The sequence below is a fragment of the Halomonas sp. MS1 genome (assembly GCF_024182575.1).
In the GTDB taxonomy this organism is placed as follows: domain Bacteria; phylum Pseudomonadota; class Gammaproteobacteria; order Pseudomonadales; family Halomonadaceae; genus Vreelandella.
In genome coordinates, this window is record NZ_CP098926.1 from 753558 (window position 1) to 775418 (window position 21861).

Consider the following 21861-nt stretch of genomic DNA (forward strand, 5'->3'; position numbering starts at 1 on the left):
GTGCGTTTAGACCCACGGTGTTTCCCAATAACTTGTCTTTAATGTGCTAAAAACGTTTAGCTTGACAAGTTTAATGGAGTCAATTCCACGCATTTCAAGAGCGGTGCATAACAAGCGCGAAGGAATAGCCTGCTTAATTGATCCAGATCACACTTGCCATGCGTCCAGTGTTGCCATTGTCTCGGCGGTAGGAGTAAAAACGCGACTCGCAGGCAGTGCAGAAGTGGCCGCCACTGATGTGATGGATCCCCAGCGCTTCTAAACGAAAGCGCGCCAAGCGATAAAGATCCGCCATATAGTGACCAAGACGATAAGGGCTGTGGTCAAACGCTTCAGCGGTCTCAGGGTGTACCGCAACAAAGGCACCATAGACTTCTGGTCCTACCTCAAACTGGGCATTCGAAATAGCCGGGCCTAACCACACCAAAATGTCGTCGGAATCGCAGTTCATCGCGGCGACGGTCGCTTCCAACACGCCACCCGCCAGCCCGCGCCAGCCCGCATGGGCAACGGCTACCTGAGTCCCTTGGCGATTGCAGAACATCACCGGCAGGCAGTCTGCGGTTAACACCACACAGGCATAGTCGTTGCTGCTGGCAACCGAGGCGTCTGCTTCCGGTGTATCGTCTTGATACGCCTGCTGAACGCGTGCGCCATGGGTTTGGTTAAGCCACAGCAACGGTCGATCATCGCCGATTTCTTTGTGCAACAAACGCCGACATAGCGCGACATGATCAGCATTATCGCCTACGTGGCTCGCTGGATTGAAAGCGGCAAAATCATCCTGGCTCGGCCCTGTTTCCCGAGTGGTCACAAACGCCCGCACATTTGCGGGGGCTGGCCAATCAGGCAACAGTAGCGTGGGCTTTAGATCAATCGCGTCGCTCATCTCATGGTCTCACTATCTTCACGCAGGTAATCCAACAACATCAGTAGATCATCGGGCAAGTCGGCATGAAAAGTAAGTGTTTCACCACTCACCGGATGCACAAAACTGAGCTTCCGAGCATGCAGCGCCTGACGCGGAAATTCACGCAAAATCTCTTTTAACGGCGCAGCAGCACCCGGCGGCAGCTTAGCACGACCACTATAGAGCGGATCGCCAATCAATGGGTAGCGGGCATGAGCCATATGAACGCGAATTTGATGGGTACGCCCGGTTTCCAACTGGCAACGCACATGGGTATGCGCGCGGAAACGCTCAACCACCCGAAAGTGAGTCACTGCCGGTTTCCCAGAAGCCGTGACCGCTTGGCGCTTGCGGTCTTTTGGGTGCCGACCAATGGGCGCGTCGATGGTGCTACCCGACACGGGCTTGCCAATCACCACTGCATCATATTGACGAGAAACGCTGCGCGCCTGCAGCTGCTCAACCAGCGTCGTTTGTGCGGGCAATGTTTTTGCCACCATCATTAGACCAGTGGTGTCTTTATCCAGGCGATGGACTATTCCCGCCCGGGGCACTTCTGCCAGTGCAGGATGATGATGGAGCAACGCATTCAACAACGTGCCATCAGGGTTGCCCGCGGCGGGATGAACCACCATGCCAGCGGCCTTGTTGATGACTATCACCGCGTCGTCTTCATAAACGATATCAAGCGGAATATCTTGGGGCTCAAAACGAGTATCGTCTTCAATAGTCGCTTTTAGCGCTAATATTTCGTGGCCGTGCAGCTTGGCCTTCGGTTTTACTTTAGCGCCGTCGACGGTGAGCTCACCGGCGTTGATCCACGCTTTCAAACGCTCGCGGGAATAATCGCTGAACAACTCAGCGGCGGCTTGGTCTAAACGCGCGCCAGCTAATGTCGCGGGTACTCGCTGCGTGGCTTCAACAATACGAGACATGAACAACCTCTTTAAGACGCAAACACCGCGGCTACCCTATAATGCTTTTTAACTCTTCAAACGGCATTAGAGTGTCGCTAAGCCTGCGTTTTGCGTCTAGGTGATTTATAGTGGGCGAACTGCGACCTATTCTACCATTTCTACTTATGGCCATCGTCGCTTTTCGGTGATTGAGGCTTGTTTGCAACGAGGATGATGATGCGCGCTTTTTCCGCTGCCAACCGCTTTGGCGTTCTAGCCTTAAGCCTTGCCCTTTTGGCAGGCTGTGCCAGTAACGACACCACACCTGAAGAAGAGGATGAATTCTCAGGTGTGCAAGAACGCGAGCTCTATGAACTTGCCCGCACAGCGCTGGATAGCAACCGTTTCCCAATTGCCATTGAGCGACTGGAAGCGCTTGATACCCGCTACCCATTTGGCCCCCATGCCGAACAAGCTCAGCTTGAGCTAATTTACGCTTACTACGAAAACAGCAATTGGGAAGAGGCACGCGCCGCGGCCAGCCGCTTTATTCGCTTGCACCCAGATCACCCTCAAGTGGATTACGCCTACTACCTGCGCGGCCTTTCCGCTTGGCAGGCAGGGCGATTTAGCCTTGAACGCTTGCGCCTGATTGATATTTCTAAGCGTGACTTGGGTGCTTCACGGGATGCTTACAACGACTTCCGCGAATTAATTCAGCGCTTTCCCCAAAGCGAATATGCCCCGGATGCCCAGCAACGCATTGTGTATCTACGTGAGTTGCTGGCACGCCATGAACTGCACGTTGCCGATTACTACTTGCGTCGCGGTGCCTTCCTGGCCGCCGTTGAACGAGGTCGCTGGGTGATTGAAAACTACCCGGAGTCCAACGCAACGCGTGACGCGCTGGCAACCATGGTAGAAGGCTATCAAGGACTTGGCATGGACGATCGCGCCAACGAAGTGCTTACCGTGCTGCGCGAAAATGCGCCAAACCATGAGCAGCTTAGCAATGGTCGTTTCAAGCCTAAGCACTTGTAAATAAGCGCCTGTAACATAACGATCGATCCAATCTGCACAGGATCAGAAAGGTGTCACAACCGCCCTAAATCATGCAGAAGCACGATTTAGGGCGTTTTTGATGCTTAGTCGCCAGGCTGCCAGCCATTAACAATCGGGTAGCGCCGGTCGCGCCCAAACCCTCTGGGCGTCACCCGCACTCCGACCGGGGCTTGGCGGCGTTTATATTCACAGCGATCAACAAGCTTCACTACTTTATAAACATCCTCTTCATCAAACCCAGCGGCGATAATGGCCTCAGCACTCATATCGCCTTCAATGTAGCTCACCAAAATGGCGTCTAGGACGTCGTAATCAGGCAACGAGTCGCTATCTTGCTGGTCGGGAGCTAGCTCCGCACTGGGCGGGCGCTCAATCACTCGCTCTGGAATAGCAGGCGACTGGGTATTACGCCAGCGGGCCAAACGATACACCCAGGTTTTGTAGACGTCTTTGATGGCGTTATAGCCACCCACCATGTCGCCATAAAGCGTGGCGTAACCCACGGCCATTTCGCTTTTATTGCCGGTCGTAAGCACCATCAGGCCTTTCTTATTGGAGATCGCCATCAGCAGAACGCCGCGACAGCGCGACTGCAGGTTCTCTTCAGTGGTATCCCGCTCGGTGCCCGCGAAACTTTCTGCTAGCGTGCCCATAAACGCGTCGACCATCGGCTCGATAGGCATTACGTCATAATGAACGCCCAGCATGTCAGCCTGCTCAGCAGCGTCCTGTTTCGAGATATCCGCCGTATAGTGATAAGGCATCATCACTGCTTGCACACGCTGGGGCCCCAACGCATCGACGGCAATCGCTAAGGAAAGTGCGGAATCGATACCACCGGAAAGCCCCAGAACAACGCCTTTAAAACCACTTTTGTTGACGTAGTCGCGCAGCCCTGTCACCAGCGCACAATAAAGGCTCTCTTCAGGCTCAACCTCTGGCTCAATTTCACCTACTTGGGGTTCCCAGGTATCAGCGCTCGTTTGCAGCAGTTGAACGGGCATTAAGCCTGCTTGCCAAGAAGGCGCCAGCACTTTAAGTTCGCCTTGGGCGTCTACACAGCTAGAACCACCGTCAAAAACCAGCTCATCCTGCCCGCCGATCGTGTTCACATACACAATTGGGAGGTTTACATCCTGGGCACGCTGCTCTAACAGGCGCAAGCGCTCGCTGGGCTTATCCTGATGATAGGGCGAGGCGTTTAAGCTGATCAGTACTTCTGCACCGGCTTCGCGGGCAGCATTAACAGGCGTACCTTCCCAAAGGTCTTCACAAATCAGCAGCCCTAGCTTGGCGCCTTTGTGCTCGTAAACCAGCGGTTTGGTGCCCGGCGTAAAGTAGCGCTGCTCATCAAACACCTGATAGTTCGGCAGTGCCTGCTTGGCATACTCCGCTTCCCATTGGCCGTTATACAGCACACCCGCCAGGTTATACCGCTTCCCTTCACGAACGCCCGGATAGCCAATAATCACCAGCACATCGCGGGCGATTTTTTCTGCCATCTTCGCCCGCGCTTCACGCAAGCGAGCTTCCATCGAGGGGCGAAGTAGCAGATCTTCCGGTGGATAACCGGACAAAAAAAGCTCTGGGAAGACAACAATATCCGCCCCATGCTCGATCCTCGCTTCGCGCACCGCTTCAATGGCGCGTGCAGCATTGCCGGGAATATCTCCCACTAAAGGGTCGAGTTGGGCCATTACCAGCGTTAAGTCTTGCATGGGCGTTAAAATCTCTTGAGAATCTTTAGAACACGTTGCCGCTCACCTACGTACATTGTCCCGCAAGGGCTGCCAACTGGCAAAGGTTAGCCGGCGCTCATGTTACTCTAGCTATTATTACATCCCACCATGGGAGTCATAGAGGATGAACCTTTTGATCATTCGGCTGATTATTTTTGCCGTGCTGTTCTATGTGGGCCTGAAACTTTATGGTCTCTACCGAGAGCGCAAACTTTCCCACCAACAGAGTGAACCCGAACGCCATGAAGGCGGACAAATGGTGCGCTGCCGCTGGTGCGATGTCCATGTCCCGGAAGAGGAAGCCCTACGCGATAGCGAACAGTGGTTTTGCTCAAGCGCTCATCGGGATCGTTTTTTGCAAGAGCAACAAGATAAGCAGAACCGCGATTAAAACCGCTACCGATAGACAACGTCAGTCATCAGCTATGCCAAATCCGTGATTAATCGATCTACCGTCGGCTGAAAGGGTGCTGGGTCGATAAGTGGCTCACGCCCTAATAGCTGATCAACCAATACGTGGGTAGACGCAGGTGCAAGCACTAACCCATTGCGGTAGTGGCCCGCATTGACATAAACACCGGACCATCCTGGCAGCGCCCCGATAAATGGAATGCCGTCCGGGGAGCCAGGGCGCAACCCTGCCCAATGATAAGCAACCGGGTGATCTGACAACGCAGGCACAATGCTTTCAGCGGTCTGTTTGAGTGACGCCAGTGCTTCACTATCGGTCGTTTTATCAAAACCCGCTTCTTCTAAGGTTGAGCCTACCAACAGCAACCCATCACTGCGCGGGATAATATAGCGACCATCTTTCAATACCACGCGCTGCACCAATCCTGGCGGCGCTTGATAAGCAATCATTTGGCCTTTTACGGGGCGTACCGGCAGGCGAATCGTTAAGCTTTCTAACAGCTTGGCTGTCCAGGCGCCACCACATACCACCACCTTTTCAGCGCGCAGCTCCCCTTGCGCGGTCGCAACGCCCAACACCTGTTGGTCATGCGTTATAAAACTATTTACCTCACAGCCTTCATTCAGCACAACGTTCGGCATTGCCAGCAGCCGAGCGCGCAGCGCCTGCCCAAGGCGTGGGTTGCGTACACTGCCAAGTGTCGGCATCCACAACGCACTCTCCTGCGCTGCTGCCACCATGGGCTCCTTCTGACGCACAAACTCAGCGCTAACACGCTCCAGCGGCTTGGCTAAGCCTCTCGCCCAACCAAGCGCAGTGTCCGCATCGTCAACGTTGAGATAGAGCAGCCCTTTTTGGCGATATTCAGGATCAATGCCGGTTTCTTCCAACAAGCGCAGCGACAACGTGGGATACACGCCCTCTGACCAGCGCGAAAGTTGCGAGATGGGCGGCGCATACCGCCATGGGTAAAGCGGCGAGACAATGCCGCCACCGGCCCAAGAAGACTCCTGCCCGCAAATGCCGCGCTCCACTAAAGTAACTTGCTGGCCAGCATCTGCTAGCTGCAGTGCCGTCATCATACCGATCACGCCACCGCCAATAATTAAGAAATTGCTCACAACGTTTGTCCGCTTTGGCTTACATAAAAAACGATCACCGCGAGGTAGGCTGTAGAAAAAACACACGCCTGGAGCCATCATGCCAGCTAACAATAACGGCGTTCCACACACGCGTATCCAAGGCTTTACCCTGATCGAACTTATTATTGCTCTTCTGCTTATTTCAGCCTTAGCCGCCTGGGGAGTGCCAAATTTTCAAGCACTTGGCCGAAGCACAGCCGTTACCGCCGATATTAACAGATTGCAGTCTGCCTTTTCGCTGGCTCGCAACACAGCCATCACGCAGCGTAAAACGACCACGGTTTGCCCAACCAATCAGCAAAGAAACACCTGCACCAGCGACTGGAGTAACGCGCTACTGGTCATCAAGGGGGACGCGATAAATCAAATAACCAGCAGCGATATCGTTCGTGTCTTTCCTAAAGAGCAGGCAACTACCGTCACTTATAATCGTAACAGGCGGCGTGTGAGCTATAGCACGCTTGGCCACGCAAACGGCTTCAATGGCCGTTTTTATATATGTGCGGCAAGCGCTCCAGGAAAAGTGCTCGTGCTCAGCCGACTGGGGCGCCTGCGCATCGATGAAACGCCCGCCGATTGTTGATCGCGACAGGCGTTTAACCACGGCTAACTCAGGCGATGCCATCCAGATAGCGCTCAGCATCTAGCGCTGCCATGCAACCACTGCCTGCAGAGGTAATCGCCTGACGATAAATATGATCCATCACATCACCACAGGCAAAGACGCCTGGCACGCTGGTAGCGGTAGCATTGCCTTCAAGGCCTGATGTCACCTTGATATAGCCGCCATTCATGTCCAGCTGGCCCTCAAAAATTCCCGTATTAGGGCTATGACCGATAGCGATGAACAAGCCGGGCGCGTGAATCTCTTTGGTAGCCCCATCTTTAGTCGACTTAACGCGCACGCCCGTCACACCGCTGTTATCGCCCAACACCTCGTCCACTTCGTAGAACCACTCAAGGGCAATTTTGCCTGCTTCAACTTTCTCAAATAGCTTGTCCTGGAGGATTTTCTCGGCGCGCAGCGTGTCGCGACGGTGCACCAAAGTAACCTTAGAGGCGATATTTGAAAGGTACAGCGCTTCCTCAACAGCGGTGTTGCCGCCCCCCACCACAATCACTTCTTGATTGCGATAAAAGAAGCCATCGCAGGTAGCACAAGCAGACACCCCTTGCCCCATAAATTGCTGCTCGGTTGGCAAGCCCAGATAGCGTGCGCTAGCACCAGTGGCAATAATCAGCGCATCACAGGTGTAAATGCCGCTGTCCCCTTTTAAGGTATACGGCTTCTCACCTAAGCTGACCTCATTGATATGGTCGAACAACACTTCCGTATTAAAACGCTCAGCGTGCTGTTTCATGCGCTCCATCAACTCTGGCCCCTGAACACCTTGTGCGTCGCCGGGCCAGTTATCGACATCGGTTGTGGTGGTCAATTGGCCACCTGCCTGCAGGCCGGTAATCAGCAGCGGTTTTAAGTTAGCACGGGCTGCGTAAACCGCTGCCGTATACCCGGCAGGGCCGGAACCAAGAATAATTAAACGTTCATGACGCGTTTCCATGACACCACCTTTGTCACAATTGAGCAGATATCGTTTGCAAGAGAGTCTGCCTGAAATGGCGTCAAGTACAAGCAATTACAAGGGTTAGCCTTCGCGATTAGGCGAAGACGCCTTGAAAGCCGGGGGTGAAACACCCATGTGCTATTAATAAGATAAGCCATACTGGGGATAAGCCACATTAAAGCAAAGCAGTGACCGTCGCGCCTAAGCATTGCGATCAGCAAATTGTGATCAGCAATTCGCTTAAGGCCAAGCAATCAAAGGAGAGACCAATGGGCAAGATACCCGATACGCTCACCACGCTAGAAGTAGGCAACCAGCAGTATCATTACTATAGCCTGCCAAAAGCCGCCGACGCGCTCGGCAACATTGACCGGCTACCCAAAACGCTCAAAATTCTGCTCGAAAACCAGCTGCGCTTTGGCGATGACGAAAGTGTTGATCAAGAGGACATTCAGGCGCTAGTGGACTGGCAAAAAGAGGGCAAATCAAGCCGTGAAATAGGCTACCGCCCTGCCCGTGTCCTCATGCAAGATTTCACCGGCGTACCCGGGGTTGTAGACCTTGCCTCTATGCGCGCTGCCGTTGAGAAGCTCGGCGAAGATCCCGCCCGCATTAACCCGCTTTCTCCTGTTGATCTGGTTATTGACCACTCGGTGATGGTCGACAAGTTCGGCAATGCCGCCGCGTTTCAAGAAAACGTCGATATCGAAATGCAGCGCAACCGTGAGCGCTACGAGTTTCTGCGTTGGGGCCAGCAAGCGTTCGATAACTTTAGCGTTGTCCCCCCCGGCACCGGCATTTGCCACCAGGTTAACTTAGAGTACCTGGGTCGCGCAGTGTGGACAAAAGAGCAGGATGGCCAGACGTTTGCCTACCCCGACACCTTAGTCGGCACCGACTCCCACACCACTATGATCAACGGCCTGGGCGTACTAGGTTGGGGCGTCGGCGGTATCGAAGCGGAAGCCGCCATGCTTGGCCAGCCGGTCTCGATGCTGATTCCGGAAGTCGTTGGCTTCAAGCTGAACGGCAAACTGCGCGAAGGCATTACCGCCACCGATCTGGTACTTACCGTTACTGAGATGCTGCGTAAAAAAGGCGTGGTAGGTAAGTTTGTTGAATTCTACGGTGACGGCCTTAAAGATTTGCCGTTGGCCGACCGTGCCACTATTGCCAATATGGCACCGGAGTATGGCGCGACCTGTGGCTTTTTCCCAGTCGACGACGAAACGCTCAACTACATGCGCCTTACCGGCCGTGAAGATGGCCAGATTGCGTTGGTAGAGGCCTATAGCAAGGCGCAAGGCTTATGGCGCGAACCTGGCGATGAGCCGATCTTTACCGACTCCCTCAGCCTTAACATGGATGAAGTAGAAGCGAGTCTTGCTGGCCCGAAACGCCCCCAAGACCGTGTGGCACTGAAAGACATGGCCGCCGCCTTTGACAAGTTCATGCAAGAGGACGCCAGCGCGGACACAACCGCAAACGGGGAATTCTCCTCGGAAGGCGGTCAAACTGCGGTAGGGGTTGAACGCAGCTTTAAACATGACACCAGCCAAACCGTTCAACTTAACGATAAGGATTTCAGCCTCGATCCAGGTGCCGTGGTAATTGCCGCTATCACCTCATGTACCAACACCTCCAACCCCAGCGTCATGATGGCAGCCGGGCTGCTGGCACGTAATGCACGCCAAAAGGGGCTTACCACGAAACCTTGGGTTAAGACCTCGCTTGCCCCCGGCTCCAAAGTGGTAACCGATTACTTAGCAGCCGCGAACTTAAGCGATGACCTGAATGCACTGGGCTTTAACTTAGTGGGTTATGGCTGTACGACGTGTATCGGCAACTCCGGTCCGCTGCCCGATGAGATCGAAAAAGCGATCAACAGCGGCGACCTTGCCGTGGCATCGGTGCTTTCAGGCAACCGTAACTTTGAAGGCCGTGTGCACCCGCTAGTCAAAACGAACTGGCTCGCCTCACCCCCCTTGGTGGTCGCCTATGCGTTAGCCGGTAACGTACAGTGCAACTTAACGACCGACCCACTCGGCCAGGACAATGACGGCAACCCGGTTTATCTCAAAGACATCTGGCCTTCTCAAGCAGATATCGCCACTGCCGTTGAACAGGTCAACACCGAGATGTTCCGCAAAGAGTATGGTGCGGTATTTGAAGGCGACGATACCTGGAAAGCGATCAACGTTCCTGAAAGCAAAGTTTACCAGTGGCCTGAATCGACCTACATTCAGCACCCGCCGTTTTTCGAAGGCATGGAGCGTGAGCCGGACGCCATTGAAGATGTTGAAAACGCCCGAGTGTTAGCCCTGCTAGGCGACTCGGTGACGACCGACCATATCTCCCCAGCGGGCTCTATCAAGCCCGACAGCCCTGCGGGTCGTTACTTGCAAGAGCACGGCGTTAAGCCCGTCGACTTCAACTCCTACGGCTCACGTCGAGGTAACCATCAAGTAATGATGCGTGGCACCTTTGCCAACGTGCGCATTAAAAATGAAATGCTGGACGGGGTTGTTGGTGGTGAAACCCGCCACGTTCCCAGCGGCGAGCAAATGGCGATTTACGATGCCGCCATGAAATATAAGGAGGAAGGCACTCCCCTAGTGGTGATTGCTGGTAAAGAGTATGGCACCGGCTCTTCACGGGACTGGGCCGCAAAAGGCACCCGCTTATTGGGTGTGCGCGCAGTTATCGCCGAGTCCTATGAACGTATTCACCGCTCAAACCTAATTGGCATGGGTGTGGTACCGCTGCAGTTCCCTGAAGGTGAAAGCCGTGAAACGCTTGGTTTGACCGGTGATGAAGAAATATCAATTGCTGGCTTAAGCGATTTAAGCCCAGGGGGCAGCGTGAAAATTGTCATCAAAAATGACGATGGGGAACGCACCGTTGATGCCAAGTGCCGAATTGATACCGTCAATGAGCTGGCTTACTACCGCCACGGTGGTATCCTTCACTACGTGTTGCGCAAAATGATCGGCGCAGCTTAAAGGCAAAACCTACCAATGCTTGCATAGCCCCCACCATGGTGGGGGCTTTTTTTTGCGCCCTGGTTTTGCTGTTTGGCTTCTCGCTATTAAGCTTAGAAGGCCCTGCGGCGATAAGCACGATATTCAGGCGACCAGCACGCTCTCTCAATACGCTCACGTAATTCGGTGCCGCTTGTTTTAAGCGCCACGCCGTTTTGCTGGGCCTGGGCTGCGACTTCAAAGGCAATCGATTTACTAATATCACGAATCCGCGACAACGGCGGTAGCAGTGCGCCCTTGCCCTCCTTAACCAGCGGCGCTTCGCGCGCCAGCGCCCGAGAGGCGCTCATCAACATTTCATCTGTAACGCGATTAGCATTCGCGGCAATCACACCTAAGCCAATACCGGGGAAGATATAGGCATTGTTACATTGAGCAATTGGATAAGTGCGGCCGTTATACACCACCGGTGCAAAGGGGCTGCCAGTCGCGACTAGCGCTTGGCCGTCGGTCCAGCGAATCACATCTTCGGGTACCGCTTCTGCCTGAGAAGTAGGGTTCGACAGCGGCATAATCACCGGATGCTCGCAGCCCGCGTGCATGGTGCGCACCACTTGTTCGGTGAAAATACCGCGCTTGCCGCACACACCAATCAATATCGTTGGTTTCATTTGGGCAATGGTCTCTTCAAGCCCCTGACCATTCCAGTTAGCCACCAGCTCAGAATCGTGGGCCAAACGGCGCTGGAAATCCCGCTGCCAAGGCTGATCAGTGGTCATCAACCCATCTCGATCAACAATAAATATTCGCGCCCGTGCTTCGCTTTCAGTCAGACCCTCTGCCTGCATGGCCACGACCACCTGCTCAGCAATACCACAGCCTGCCGAACCGCCACCAACAAACACTACGCGCTGCTGGGCAATCGTTTCATCGCGGGCCTGGCACGCCGCCATTAAGGTGCCCACCACCACTGATGCGGTACCTTGCACATCGTCATTAAAGCAGCACAAATCGTCACGGTAGCGCTCTAAAAGCGGTACCGCATTGGCCTGGGCAAAGTCTTCGAACTGCAGCAGAACGTTCGGCCAGCGACGTTTTACAGCGGCAATAAATTCCCCCATAAACGCATCGTACTCTTCCTGGCTAACCCGCTCATGACGCCAGCCCATGTACATAGGATCTTCCAGCAATGCCTGATTATTAGTGCCCACATCAATCATAATCGGCAACGTATAGGCGGGGCTAATACCACCACAAGCGGTATAAAGTGCCAGTTTACCGATGGGAATGCCCATCCCACCAATCCCCTGATCACCCAGCCCTAAAATCCGCTCGCCATCGGTGACAACAATCACCTTCACATTATCTTTGGTGGCACTGCGCAGGATATCGTCCATATGCTCGCGATCCGGATAGCTGATGAACAGCCCCCGGTGATTGCGATAAATATTAGAGAACTCCTGACATGCCTGCCCAACCGTAGGGGTATAAATAATCGGTAGCATCTCTTCCAGATGCTGAGAGACCAAGCGAAAGTAAAGCGTTTCATTGTCGTCTTGGATGGCACGCAGATGAATATGCTTCTCTAAATCACTATGACACTGTTGATACTGGCGATAAGCCCTCGACAACTGCTCATCAATGGTCTCCACTTTTTGCGGCAACAAACCAATCAAGTTAAACGCTAGCCGCTCCTCTTGAGTAAACGCGCTGCCTTTGTTCAATAGCGGCATTTCAAGCAAAGAAGGACCGGCGTAAGGAATGTACAGGGGGCGTTTACTCTTCGTAGACATAGGCACTCTCTTTTTATGTCGATTGCTATTGCAATGCAGCAACGCTGGGCGTTGGCGGCGTTTCGCATAATGTAACATGCTAGTACGACAAAGGTGGGAGGGACATAAATAATGGCAATAAAAAAACGCCTTGGTAGCTACCAAGGCGCTCATAAAAAGCATTAAAACTGATCAACCACTAGCAGCTTTTAGCAGCAGGTTGGCGGCCTTCAACACCGTTAAAAAAGAACGGCCGCAGCTTAACGCCCACCATGTTGCCGGCGAACGCCGCAACCATCCATAGCCAGCCATGCAAGCTGCCAGAGGCAATGCCGCTGAAGTAAGCGCCAATATTGCAACCAAATGCCAGCCGCGCGCCATACCCCAGCATGATGCCACCAATAACAGCCGCTAATAGGGATTTAAACGGGATACGGAAGTTGGGAGCAAAGCGCCCAGCTAGGCTCGCTGCGGCAAGCGCACCCAGCATGATGCCAACGTTCATCACCGTCGTGATATCACTCCATACACTCGCCTCTAATGCCGCAGCATTACCCGGCGCTTGCCAATAACCCCACTGACTGACATCACCACCAACGAGTTCAAACCCTTTCGCACCCCACAACGCGAACGCAGAGGTAATACCCCAAGGGCGACCAGCAAGGGCCAATGTTGCGAAATTGAGTAGCGCTAGCGCCACTGCGCCAGCAATCAACGGCCACGGCCCCGTTAACCAGCGCTGACTGCCAGGCTTGTCGACCAGTGGTGCCTGCTCCAAGTGGCCATGGCGACGCCTTTCCATAATCACAGTAAACGCAGCAATCGTCGCAAACAGCACCAAACTAATCGCGATACCACCGCCAGCACCTGCTACATTCACCAGCGACACAGGCTGAAACGCTGGCAAGCTCTGCCACCACGCAAAATGCGCTGAACCAATCACCGACCCGACAATAAAGAACAGCAGCGTAATTAACATTCGTGCATTACCACCACCTGCAGTAAACAGCGTGCCCGACGCACATCCACCACCTAACTGCATGCCCACACCAAAGATAAACGCCCCCACCACGACCGAAATACCAATCGGCGCAACAAAACCACTCACGCTAGTGCCAAACAGCGAACCAGCGCTTAACGCCGGGAAAAACAGCACCACCGCAATCGCCAACATCACCATTTGGGCGCGCAAACCACGTCCCCGCCGCTCGGTGATAAATACCCGCCAAGCAGCAGTAAAGCCAAATGCCGCGTGATACAGCACCAGCCCAAGCAAGCCGCCAACAATCATTAAGAGACCAATATTGGCGCCAAACACCACACCGATAAGCACCGCGCCCAGCACGATGGCTGCTGTTGAGAGTAATGGCACCCGGTTCTGACTAGGTGCCACTGCAGAAATCGTCGACATAGCTCACCTTCTAACAACGCCAAAAGCGCCTGTTAGAAACAGGCGCTTGGCTGAGTTGGACAATAATGAGAAGCCTAACGCTGGCTGTAGAACGCTGGAAATTCTTTATTCAGCAGTGCATATGCTTTTAAAGAATATTAAACAAAGCGCCCTAAACCTACCGCGGAACGTAAGCGATCCATGGTGACGGCGGCTTCTTCTCTGGCGCGATCGGCACCTTTTTGCAGCACCGCTTCAATATGCGCGGGGTCTTCCATGAGCGCGATGTAGCGCTCGCGGGGTGCGGTTAAGTGCGCATTCAAGTAATCAAACACCTGGTTCTTAGCGTCGCCCCAGCCAATCCCTGCCACGTACTGCTCGCGGAGTGCAGCGGCTTCCTCATTGCTGGCAAACGCTGAGAATATCTGGAACAGCGTGCAGGTGTCTGGGTCTTTAGGCTCACCGGGTTCCAGTGAGTTGGTTTTGATTTTGCGCACCAGCTTCTGCAGTTTTTTCTCGCTAGAGAAAAGCGGGATCGTATTGTTATAGCTTTTGGACATTTTGCGACCGTCCAAGCCCTTCAACACTTCGCCTTTTTCATCCACAACGGCTTCAGGCTGAGTGAAATACTGGCCTTTAAACATGTGGTTGAAACGTCCAGCGATATCACGCGCCATTTCAATGTGCTGAATTTGGTCGCGCCCTACCGGCACTTTATTGGCATTAAACATTAAGATGTCGGCGGCCATTAACACCGGGTAACCGAACAAGCCCATGGTGACGCCTTTATCGGGGTCTTGGTCACCGGCTTCTTCATTTTCAGCGACCGCTGCTTTGTATGCGTGGGCGCGGTTCATCAGCCCCTTGGCGCACACACAAGAAAGCATCCACATTAATTCGGGAATTTCAGCGATATCCGACTGACGATAAAAAATGGCGTTGTCGGTATCTAACCCTAGCGCAAGCCACGTGGCGGCAATTTCCAGACGCGACTCTTGCACACGCTTCGGATCTTGGCATTTGATCAGCGCGTGATAGTCAGCAAGAAAGTAAAACGACTGTACATTGGGGTCTTGGCTTGCCTCAATGGCAGGCTTAATAGCCCCGACATAGTTACCAAGATGTGGCGTTCCGGTCGTGGTAATCCCGGTCAGCACGCGGGTTTTGGCTGTCTGACTCATAGTGTGGATCCAGCTGGATAAAGGTCAAAAAAGGTAAGTCATTGTACACTTAATGCCAAACCACCGTCGCCTGTGTCTGATGGCTTTCCTCACTCTCCTCTACTTTGATAAATACAGGTAGGCTCTGTGCCAGTAACGTTTCACTATTGGCATCGCTAATAACCGCACCTAACGCCACTACCCAAGGTTGGCCGTCACGCTCAATGGGCGTAAATAAGCAACTATCGTGTTCGCAGTCATCGCCCAGCAGCGTGGTTAATGGGTGCGCTACGACATCTTCCCAGCGGAGAGTCTGATCGCTATTGATGGTGAGCACGTTGCCTCCCCACTCCAATTCACTAAAAGAAGCCACTGCTTGCGAGGCGGCTATTTCAGCGCGCATTTGCGCTAACGTCGACGCCCGGTAATTACTCGCTAAGCGTTCATCCACAAACGCAGATTGAACGCAGATAACGCCAATAATCAACGCGCTAGCTAACAGTGCCATCACCACAACTAGCGCAGCGCCCTGCTCCTGCGTTCGCGGTCTAAGCTGCATATCGCCTCCCTGCTCACACTCCATACATCTCATGGGCTAGCCGAAAACGTAGGCTGCAGAACAGCCTCTCGATGGGTAACGTGGAAATCGATATTGGTCCCTTGCCGACCTAATGGCAGTGACACCACGCTGACCCCATTGGTGGCGGGCGCTCCAAGCGGTTCGTCCCGCTCACAGCTAGCGCCAGCGTTATAATCAAAGGTGACCAGCGGCTGAGCCTCCTGCATATCCTGAACCGTGCAGCGACAGTCAGCTTCAATCACCACGCACTGCAGGCGAAAAAAAGGCGCTCCGTTTGAGTCGGTAGCGCCTTGTCTGCGTAGGGTGTCGGTAATCGATGTCGCCGCGTAAAGAAGCGCTTCCTGATTCCGCCCCAATTGATCCACCTGCTTAAACGTATGAAAGGTGCTTAAGAAAAGCTGTCCAGCACCTAGAATCACCACCATACCAATGGCCATGGCGACCAGTAGTTCTGTTAACGTAAAACCGCGCTGCACATCCATGGCAGGCCCACCTTTACGGCTGATTGGGAAGTTGGAACACGTAGTTGAAGATATCGTCGGACTCATTAGGCTCAGTCCGCAGGCGCACCACCACATCAAACCGGCAGCCTTGGCGGTCGATACGACTCTCTTGCCCCTGGGCATAGCCAAGCGCCGCCTGTTCTGCAAACCAATGGCTGTGCCATGCGGACTCAATGGTAGCTAACGGTATCGTGTCACAGTCTTGGTATGAGGAAAGCGCTGCCCATATCCGCTCTTGGGCATCTACCGCCGCGACGTTCGCTAGCGACTGCGTGTAGCCTGCACTAGCGCTTTGCAGTGCTGTCACCTGCATCGCGGCAACGCCTATTAACCCAAACGCTAAAATCACCAGAGCGATAAGCGCCTCGATTAGCGAAAGGCCGCTTTGCCTAACCATTTACCAGCACGCCTCAGGCAGGCGCTCGCCCCGCGCATTAAATTGAATATCGCTGCTACAACCGTCAGTTTGTGATGTTGTCGCCGTCAGTAAAAAACCGCCATCGTCCTCACTGCCGTCATCGGCTGTAATCGTGTAATTACCATCGGGAGAAGAGGGAGTAAAGGAGCAGTCGGCATAAGCGTATTGGCGGGAGTAACAGCGCTCAAGCTCGGCGGCGGCCTGCAGCAAACCAGCATGGGCATCCGTGCGTAGCGAGCGCTCAACATAGCGGGTGTAACTGGGGTAGGCAATGCCCGCCACTATGCTGATGATAGCGACGACAATCAGCATTTCAATGAGCGTAAAACCGTGCTGACGAGCTTCCTGGCGCCCAGCACGGTTAGCAAAAGGCAAAGGCACTGAACGCGCTCCTATATCAGTTAGCCCATACCCTGAGTATGTCGCAAACCGATATGCTTTGCATCAGTCGCTTACAATCACCTGCTCACGCAGCTCTTTCGGCATAGAGAAGGTAATATTTTCTTCGCGGCCCTGCAGCTCAACAGGCACCTCTGCGCCAAATGTTTGCAGCTTGTCGATAACACCTTTCACCAGCACTTCTGGCGCACTGGCTCCGGCAGTGACACCAATACGGCTAACACCTTCCAGCCACGCTGGCGCAATTTGGTCGGCATTATCGATTAAATAGGCAGGCGTGCCCATCCGCTCGGAAAGTTCGCGCAGGCGATTCGAGTTGGAGCTATTGAGGCTGCCGACGACCAATACTAAGTCGCTATCTGCCGCTAGCTCACGCACCGCATCCTGGCGGTTTTGAGTGGCATAACAGATATCATCTTTGCGTGGCCCCTGAATCTCTGGGAACTTCTCACGCAGCGCATCAATTACCTTAGCGGTGTCATCCATCGAGAGCGTGGTTTGAGTCACAAACGCCAGCGCTGACGGGTCGTTGACGCCCAACTTCGCCACATCCTGCTCATCTTCGACCAGGTATATCTGGCCACCGTGGGAAGTGTCGTAACGCCCCATGGTGCCTTCGACTTCCGGATGGCCTTCGTGACCAATCAAAATGCACTCTTGGCCGCGCTTAGCATAACGCAACACTTCCAAATGCACTTTGGTAACCAATGGACAGGTCGCATCGAAGACTTTGAGACCACGCTGCTCAGCTTCTTGCTGCACGGCACGGGAGACACCGTGAGCCGAGAAAATCACGATCACATCGTCAGGCACTTCATGCAGCTCTTCAACGAACACCGCGCCACGTTCGCGCAATGTTTCAACCACAAAGCGGTTATGTACCACCTCGTGGCGCACATAAATGGGCGGGCCGAAGACATCTAGCGCGCGGTTGACGATGTCGATCGCGCGATCCACGCCAGCACAAAAACCGCGCGGGTTCGCCAGCTTGATCTGTATTGGCTGAGAGGACTCTGATGACTGCATAAAAGCGCCTTGATGCAACTTGCATCGCCGGTTAAATGAAAACGAGTGCTTAAAATCAGTGTTTGGTGATGGGCGTTACGTTCAGCACATCGACTTCAAACGTCAACGTGCGACCTGCTAGCGGATGGTTAAAGTCCACTTCCACACGGTCGCCGTCTATGGTTTTGACCACGCCAGGCAGTTCCGTTCCCGCTTTATCGGCAAATGACATCACCATACCGATTTCTGGCGCTTCATCACCGAAATCGGCGCGCTTCAGCGTTTGAATATTTTGCGGGTTATGCTGCCCAAAGGAGTGCTCAGGTGTGATTTGAAACGACCCGCTCTGGCCTGCGGCCATGCCTTTAATCGGGTGTTCGAAACCAGGGGGCAAGTTACCGTCGCCATACTGGAACGTCGCCGGGGCTTTCTCTTTGGTGGAATCGACTACCGTGCCATCTTCCAGCTTCAGCGTGAAGTGCAGGGTAATCTCCATACCATCATCAATTAGGTAGTCCATGGTTCCTCACTCGTCACTCTATGGCTTTCAATCACGCTGCTGTAGCGCGGCTTTCTTACGACGTCGATCACCCATTATCGACTCCCAAATTAACCCCACCGCCCCCAGCGTAATGCCGATATCCGCCACATTAAAGGCAGGATAGTACCAACCAGCGGCATGGAACGATAAAAAGTCCACCACATAGCCATGTACTAAACGGTCATACAGATTACCCAGGGCACCGCCAATAATCAGCGGCAACGCCACGGCCAGCAGTTTTTCATCCGCCTTAACGCGGGAAAGCCAAACGGTTAAGCCAATGCTGGCACCAATGGCAATCAGCGCAAAAAACCAGCGCTGCCAGCCGGGGTGGTCCGCTAAAAAGCTGAACGCAGCGCCAGTATTGTGCAACAGCGTTAGGTTGAAAAACGGCAGCACCTCAACGGGCTGGGCATAATTCAACAAATGGCTGGCGGTGTATTTGGTCAGCAAATCTAACACGATGATCGCCACCGCTAGCCACAGCCAGCGCAGCGGCCGCCGCATCGGCGGCCGCTGGTGTGGATCATTGGTGGTTGACGCAGTGTTAGGCATAGTAACGAATCTCGCCGCTGCCTTCTGGAAGGTTGCTGATACAGCGACCACACAGGTCGGCATGCTCAGCATGGGTGCCTACATCAGCACGATGGTGCCAGCAGCGCTCGCACTTCTGGTGCTCACTTCCGCTAACCGCCACTTTCAAGCCTTCAAGCTCGGTGCTTTCTGCGTTGGCGGCATCCGCTAGCGGTGCTAGATGGACTTCACTGGTAAGCATCACGAAGCGCAGCTCGTCGCCCAATTTGGACAGCGTAGCGTTCAGTTCATCGCTCACATAAAGCGTAACTTCCGCCGCCAAGCTGCCCTTAATGACTTTGGCATTACGGGCGTCTTCCAAGCACTTGTTCACCGACTGCTTCACTTCCAGCACTTGATCCCAGAAGGCGCGGCCCAGCTCAGCGCCATCATCTAATGTGCCAAGCCCTGTGTAGTAAGTTTCCAGCAGTACGCTGTCGCCACGCTTGCCAGGAATATGCTCGTAGATCTCCTCAGCGGTAAACGACAGGATCGGTGCAATCCAGCGGCTGAGCGCTTCAACCACATGATAAAGCGCGGTTTGCGCGCTACGGCGGGCGAGTGAATCCGTTTGGGTGGTGTACTGGCGATCTTTGATGACGTCCAGGTAGAAGCCGCCTAATTCCCGTGCGCAGAAACCGTGTACCTGCTGATACACATCCAGGAAACGGTACTCTTCATAGGCTTTTTCGATACGCCCCTGCAGCTGTGCCGCACGGTCAACCACCCACTGATCCAGTGCCAGCATATCGCCAAAGGCCACCTGATCGTTAGCCGGATCAAAACCGTTCAAGTTAGAAAGCAAAAAGCGCGCGGTGTTGCGGATACGCCGATACACATCGGCGGTACGCTTCAAGATTTCGTCGGACACCGCCATTTCACCGGAGTAGTCGGTAGACGCGACCCAAAGGCGTAAAATATCAGCGCCCAACTTATCCATCACACTTTGCGGCGCGACCACATTGCCCAGCGATTTGGACTGCTTACGGCCCTGTGAATCGACGGTAAAGCCATGGGTTAGCAGCTGACGATATGGCGCATGACCATCAATCGCCGAACCGGTCAGTAGCGACGAATGGAACCAGCCACGGTGCTGATCCGAGCCTTCCAGGTACAAATCAGCACGCGGGCCGCTTTCATGACCATGAGGATGCGAGCCACGCAGCACATGACGATGCGTGGAGCCGGAGTCAAACCAGACATCTAATGTATCGGTGACTTTGTCGTACTCAGCAGCTTCGGCACCGAGTAGCTCAGCGGGGTCGAGTTTAAACCACGCTTCAATACCCTCTTGCTCGACGCGCTTAGCCGCCTCTCCCATCAACTCAACCGTCTTGGGGTGCAGCTCGCCGGTTTGCTTATGCAAGAAGAACGGAATCGGCACGCCCCAGTTGCGCTGGCGAGAGATACACCAGTCCGGACGATTAGCGATCATGCTATGCAGACGCGCCTTGCCCCACGCGGGGGTAAATTCGGTGGCTTCGATGCCTTCCAACGCCCGCTCACGCAGGGTTTTACCGTCTTTACCTTGAATATCCATGCCCACAAACCACTGGGCGGTGGCACGATAAATCACCGGGGACTTATGGCGCCAGCAGTGCATATAGCTGTGCTTGATAGGCGTGTGCGCCATTAGCGCATTAACCTCGCGCAGCTTCTCAACGATGTGCGGGTTGGCCTTCCAGATCATCTGGCCGCCAAAGAACGGCAGATCATCAGCGTAGACACCGTTCCCCTGCACCGGGTTAAGCATGTCGTCAAAGCTCATGTCATGCTCACGGCAGGTGATAAAGTCATCCATACCGTAAGAAGGCGCTGAGTGAACGATGCCCGTGCTGCCCACTTCGGACTCAACGTAATCCGCTAAGTAAACCGGCGAGAGGCGGTCATAGAACGGATGACGGAAATTGATCAGATCCAGCGCTGCACCTTGTGCGGTAGCGATTACGCTGCCCGTCAGCTCAAAACGCTCTAAACAGCTTTCCACCAGCTCTTCTGCGAGCAGTAGCAGGCGATCGCCGGTATCCACGAGCGCATAGGTAAACTCAGGGTGAACGTTCAGCGCCTGGTTAGCGGGGATTGTCCAAGGCGTGGTGGTCCAGATCACCACCGCCGCAGGTTTGGGCAATTCGCTTAGACCAAAGGCCGCCGCTAGCTTGTCGGCATCTTCTACCGGGAAAGCGACGTCGATGGCGTCGGATTTCTTATCGGCATATTCAACTTCCGCTTCAGCCAAGGCCGAACCACAATCAAAGCACCAGTTAACCGGCTTTAAGCCTTTGAACACGTAACCCGCATCCACCATTTCCGCCAAGGCACGGATTTCGCCTGCTTCATTAGCGTAATCCATCGTGCGGTAGGGGTGATCCCAGTCACCGATGATGCCCAGGCGAACAAAGTCAGCCAGTTGCGTTTCAATCTGCGCACCGGCATATTCACGGCACAGCTCGCGGGCTTTATCCGCGGCCAAATGTTTGCCGTGGGTGGTTTCTACCTTGTGCTCAATAGGCAGACCGTGGCAATCCCAGCCTGGCACGTAAGGGGCATCAAAACCCGCCAGATTCTTCGACTTAACAATAATGTCTTTAAGGATTTTATTGAGAGCGTGACCAATATGGATGCTGCCGTTGGCGTAGGGAGGGCCATCGTGCAGAACAAACAGCGGCGCACCCGCGCGGGCATCGCGCAAGCGCTGGTATAGGTTCATATCCTGCCATTTAGAAACGCGCCCTGGCTCCTGCTTCGGCAGCATGCCGCGCATAGGAAAGTCGGTTTCTGGCAAGTTTAGCGTGTGCTTATAATCCATAGTCCGG

Annotated in this window: 20 protein-coding genes; 4 read left to right on the forward strand and 16 right to left on the reverse strand. The window is 54.1% G+C overall.

Going from position 1 to position 21861, the window contains the following annotated elements:
• Positions 1-133 precede the first annotated feature (133 nt).
• Positions 134-889 carry a peptidoglycan editing factor PgeF gene (gene pgeF / locus NF683_RS03500; RefSeq protein WP_089040763.1) on the reverse strand — a complete coding sequence of 252 codons (756 nt, stop codon included), beginning with the start codon at positions 887-889 and terminating at the stop codon, positions 134-136.
• Positions 886-1845 (reverse strand): 23S rRNA pseudouridine(1911/1915/1917) synthase RluD, encoded by a 960-nt coding sequence (gene rluD / locus NF683_RS03505; protein WP_089040762.1) that lies wholly within the window; start codon positions 1843-1845, stop codon positions 886-888. Before rluD ends, pgeF begins: the two co-directional genes overlap by 4 nt.
• Before the next feature lie 198 nt (positions 1846-2043).
• Between rluD and NF683_RS03510 the strand changes: the two genes are divergently transcribed.
• On the forward strand, positions 2044-2847 hold the full coding sequence (locus NF683_RS03510) for an outer membrane protein assembly factor BamD (RefSeq protein ID WP_089040761.1): 804 nt from the start codon (positions 2044-2046) through the stop codon (positions 2845-2847).
• Between the two features lie 104 nt (positions 2848-2951).
• Here NF683_RS03510 and NF683_RS03515 read toward each other — a convergent pair whose 3' ends face one another.
• A complete protein-coding gene (locus NF683_RS03515; protein ID WP_253921259.1) occupies positions 2952-4586 on the reverse strand; it encodes an NAD+ synthase in 1635 nt (544 codons plus the stop codon).
• 145 nt (positions 4587-4731) lie between these two features.
• Between NF683_RS03515 and NF683_RS03520 the strand changes: the two genes are divergently transcribed.
• On the forward strand, positions 4732-4998 hold the full coding sequence (locus tag NF683_RS03520) for a PP0621 family protein (RefSeq protein WP_038478351.1): 267 nt from the start codon (positions 4732-4734) through the stop codon (positions 4996-4998).
• A gap of 32 nt (positions 4999-5030) precedes the next feature.
• Here the strand turns inward: NF683_RS03520 and thiO are convergent, their stop codons facing one another.
• Positions 5031-6140, reverse strand: a complete 1110-nt coding sequence (gene thiO / locus NF683_RS03525; protein ID WP_253921260.1) for a glycine oxidase ThiO — start codon at positions 6138-6140, stop codon at positions 5031-5033.
• A 79-nt stretch (positions 6141-6219) separates the two neighbouring features.
• Here thiO and NF683_RS03530 point away from each other — a divergent pair, with 79 nt between their 5' ends.
• A complete protein-coding gene (locus tag NF683_RS03530) occupies positions 6220-6744 on the forward strand; it encodes a GspH/FimT family protein (protein WP_253921261.1) in 525 nt (174 codons plus the stop codon).
• 28 nt (positions 6745-6772) lie between these two features.
• On the opposite strand, the gene trxB is transcribed toward NF683_RS03530, so the two are convergent.
• Positions 6773-7723 (reverse strand): thioredoxin-disulfide reductase, encoded by a 951-nt coding sequence (gene trxB / locus NF683_RS03535; RefSeq protein ID WP_253921262.1) that lies wholly within the window; start codon positions 7721-7723, stop codon positions 6773-6775.
• Between the two features lie 272 nt (positions 7724-7995).
• Here trxB and acnA point away from each other — a divergent pair, with 272 nt between their 5' ends.
• Positions 7996-10728: an aconitate hydratase AcnA gene (gene acnA / locus NF683_RS03540; RefSeq protein ID WP_253921263.1), complete on the forward strand. Its 2733-nt coding sequence runs from the start codon at positions 7996-7998 to the stop codon at positions 10726-10728.
• A gap of 92 nt (positions 10729-10820) precedes the next feature.
• Here the strand turns inward: acnA and NF683_RS03545 are convergent, their stop codons facing one another.
• From NF683_RS03545 to ileS, 11 genes are all read right to left on the reverse strand, one after another.
• Entirely contained in the window at positions 10821-12500 is a 1680-nt protein-coding gene (locus NF683_RS03545; protein ID WP_275050928.1) for an NAD-dependent malic enzyme, read from the reverse strand.
• Between the two features lie 178 nt (positions 12501-12678).
• Complete coding sequence (locus tag NF683_RS03550) at positions 12679-13890, reverse strand: YeeE/YedE family protein (RefSeq protein WP_253921265.1); 1212 nt, start codon at positions 13888-13890, stop codon at positions 12679-12681.
• Positions 13891-14027: 137 nt separating this feature from the next.
• Positions 14028-15050: a tryptophan--tRNA ligase gene (locus tag NF683_RS03555; RefSeq protein ID WP_253921266.1), complete on the reverse strand. Its 1023-nt coding sequence runs from the start codon at positions 15048-15050 to the stop codon at positions 14028-14030.
• Between the two features lie 49 nt (positions 15051-15099).
• A complete protein-coding gene (locus NF683_RS03560) occupies positions 15100-15588 on the reverse strand; it encodes a pilus assembly PilX family protein (RefSeq protein WP_253921267.1) in 489 nt (162 codons plus the stop codon).
• 29 nt (positions 15589-15617) lie between these two features.
• Positions 15618-16091, reverse strand: coding sequence for a PilW family protein (locus NF683_RS03565; RefSeq protein ID WP_253921268.1), 474 nt, complete (start codon positions 16089-16091; stop codon positions 15618-15620).
• Positions 16092-16104: 13 nt separating this feature from the next.
• Entirely contained in the window at positions 16105-16509 is a 405-nt protein-coding gene (locus NF683_RS03570; RefSeq protein WP_253921269.1) for a type IV pilus modification PilV family protein, read from the reverse strand.
• The gene (locus tag NF683_RS03575) at positions 16510-16911 is read right to left on the reverse strand and encodes a type IV pilin protein (RefSeq protein ID WP_089040750.1); all 402 of its coding nucleotides are present in this window, start codon (positions 16909-16911) and stop codon (positions 16510-16512) included.
• Positions 16912-16974: 63 nt separating this feature from the next.
• A complete protein-coding gene (ispH, locus tag NF683_RS03580; protein ID WP_253921270.1) occupies positions 16975-17955 on the reverse strand; it encodes a 4-hydroxy-3-methylbut-2-enyl diphosphate reductase in 981 nt (326 codons plus the stop codon).
• A 55-nt stretch (positions 17956-18010) separates the two neighbouring features.
• Complete coding sequence (gene fkpB, locus NF683_RS03585) at positions 18011-18454, reverse strand: FKBP-type peptidyl-prolyl cis-trans isomerase (protein ID WP_038478384.1); 444 nt, start codon at positions 18452-18454, stop codon at positions 18011-18013.
• Positions 18455-18481: 27 nt separating this feature from the next.
• Positions 18482-19030: a signal peptidase II gene (gene lspA / locus NF683_RS03590; protein ID WP_089040749.1), complete on the reverse strand. Its 549-nt coding sequence runs from the start codon at positions 19028-19030 to the stop codon at positions 18482-18484.
• A complete protein-coding gene (ileS, locus tag NF683_RS03595) occupies positions 19023-21854 on the reverse strand; it encodes an isoleucine--tRNA ligase (protein WP_198361417.1) in 2832 nt (943 codons plus the stop codon). The genes lspA and ileS overlap by 8 nt, the downstream gene beginning before the upstream one ends.
• Between the last annotated feature and the right edge of the window lie 7 nt (positions 21855-21861).

Bases quoted from the DNA above. Each gene is read 5' to 3' on its own strand.
- pgeF (WP_089040763.1), bottom strand. From the start codon at position 889: ATGAGCGACGCGATTGATCTAAAGCCCACGCTACTGTTGCCTGATTGG.
- rluD (WP_089040762.1), bottom strand. From the start codon at position 1,845: ATGTCTCGTATTGTTGAAGCCACGCAGCGAGTACCCGCGACATTAGCT.
- NF683_RS03510 (WP_089040761.1), top strand. From the start codon at position 2,044: ATGCGCGCTTTTTCCGCTGCCAACCGCTTTGGCGTTCTAGCCTTAAGC.
- NF683_RS03515 (WP_253921259.1), bottom strand. From the start codon at position 4,586: ATGCAAGACTTAACGCTGGTAATGGCCCAACTCGACCCTTTAGTGGGA.
- NF683_RS03520 (WP_038478351.1), top strand. From the start codon at position 4,732: ATGAACCTTTTGATCATTCGGCTGATTATTTTTGCCGTGCTGTTCTAT.
- NF683_RS03530 (WP_253921261.1), top strand. From the start codon at position 6,220: ATGCCAGCTAACAATAACGGCGTTCCACACACGCGTATCCAAGGCTTT.
- trxB (WP_253921262.1), bottom strand. From the start codon at position 7,723: ATGGAAACGCGTCATGAACGTTTAATTATTCTTGGTTCCGGCCCTGCC.
- acnA (WP_253921263.1), top strand. From the start codon at position 7,996: ATGGGCAAGATACCCGATACGCTCACCACGCTAGAAGTAGGCAACCAG.
- NF683_RS03545 (WP_275050928.1), bottom strand. From the start codon at position 12,500: ATGTCTACGAAGAGTAAACGCCCCCTGTACATTCCTTACGCCGGTCCT.
- NF683_RS03550 (WP_253921265.1), bottom strand. From the start codon at position 13,890: ATGTCGACGATTTCTGCAGTGGCACCTAGTCAGAACCGGGTGCCATTA.
- NF683_RS03555 (WP_253921266.1), bottom strand. From the start codon at position 15,050: ATGAGTCAGACAGCCAAAACCCGCGTGCTGACCGGGATTACCACGACC.
- NF683_RS03560 (WP_253921267.1), bottom strand. From the start codon at position 15,588: ATGCAGCTTAGACCGCGAACGCAGGAGCAGGGCGCTGCGCTAGTTGTG.
- NF683_RS03565 (WP_253921268.1), bottom strand. From the start codon at position 16,091: ATGGATGTGCAGCGCGGTTTTACGTTAACAGAACTACTGGTCGCCATG.
- NF683_RS03570 (WP_253921269.1), bottom strand. From the start codon at position 16,509: ATGGTTAGGCAAAGCGGCCTTTCGCTAATCGAGGCGCTTATCGCTCTG.
- ispH (WP_253921270.1), bottom strand. From the start codon at position 17,955: ATGCAGTCATCAGAGTCCTCTCAGCCAATACAGATCAAGCTGGCGAAC.
- fkpB (WP_038478384.1), bottom strand. From the start codon at position 18,454: ATGGACTACCTAATTGATGATGGTATGGAGATTACCCTGCACTTCACG.
- lspA (WP_089040749.1), bottom strand. From the start codon at position 19,030: ATGCCTAACACTGCGTCAACCACCAATGATCCACACCAGCGGCCGCCG.
- ileS (WP_198361417.1), bottom strand. From the start codon at position 21,854: ATGGATTATAAGCACACGCTAAACTTGCCAGAAACCGACTTTCCTATG.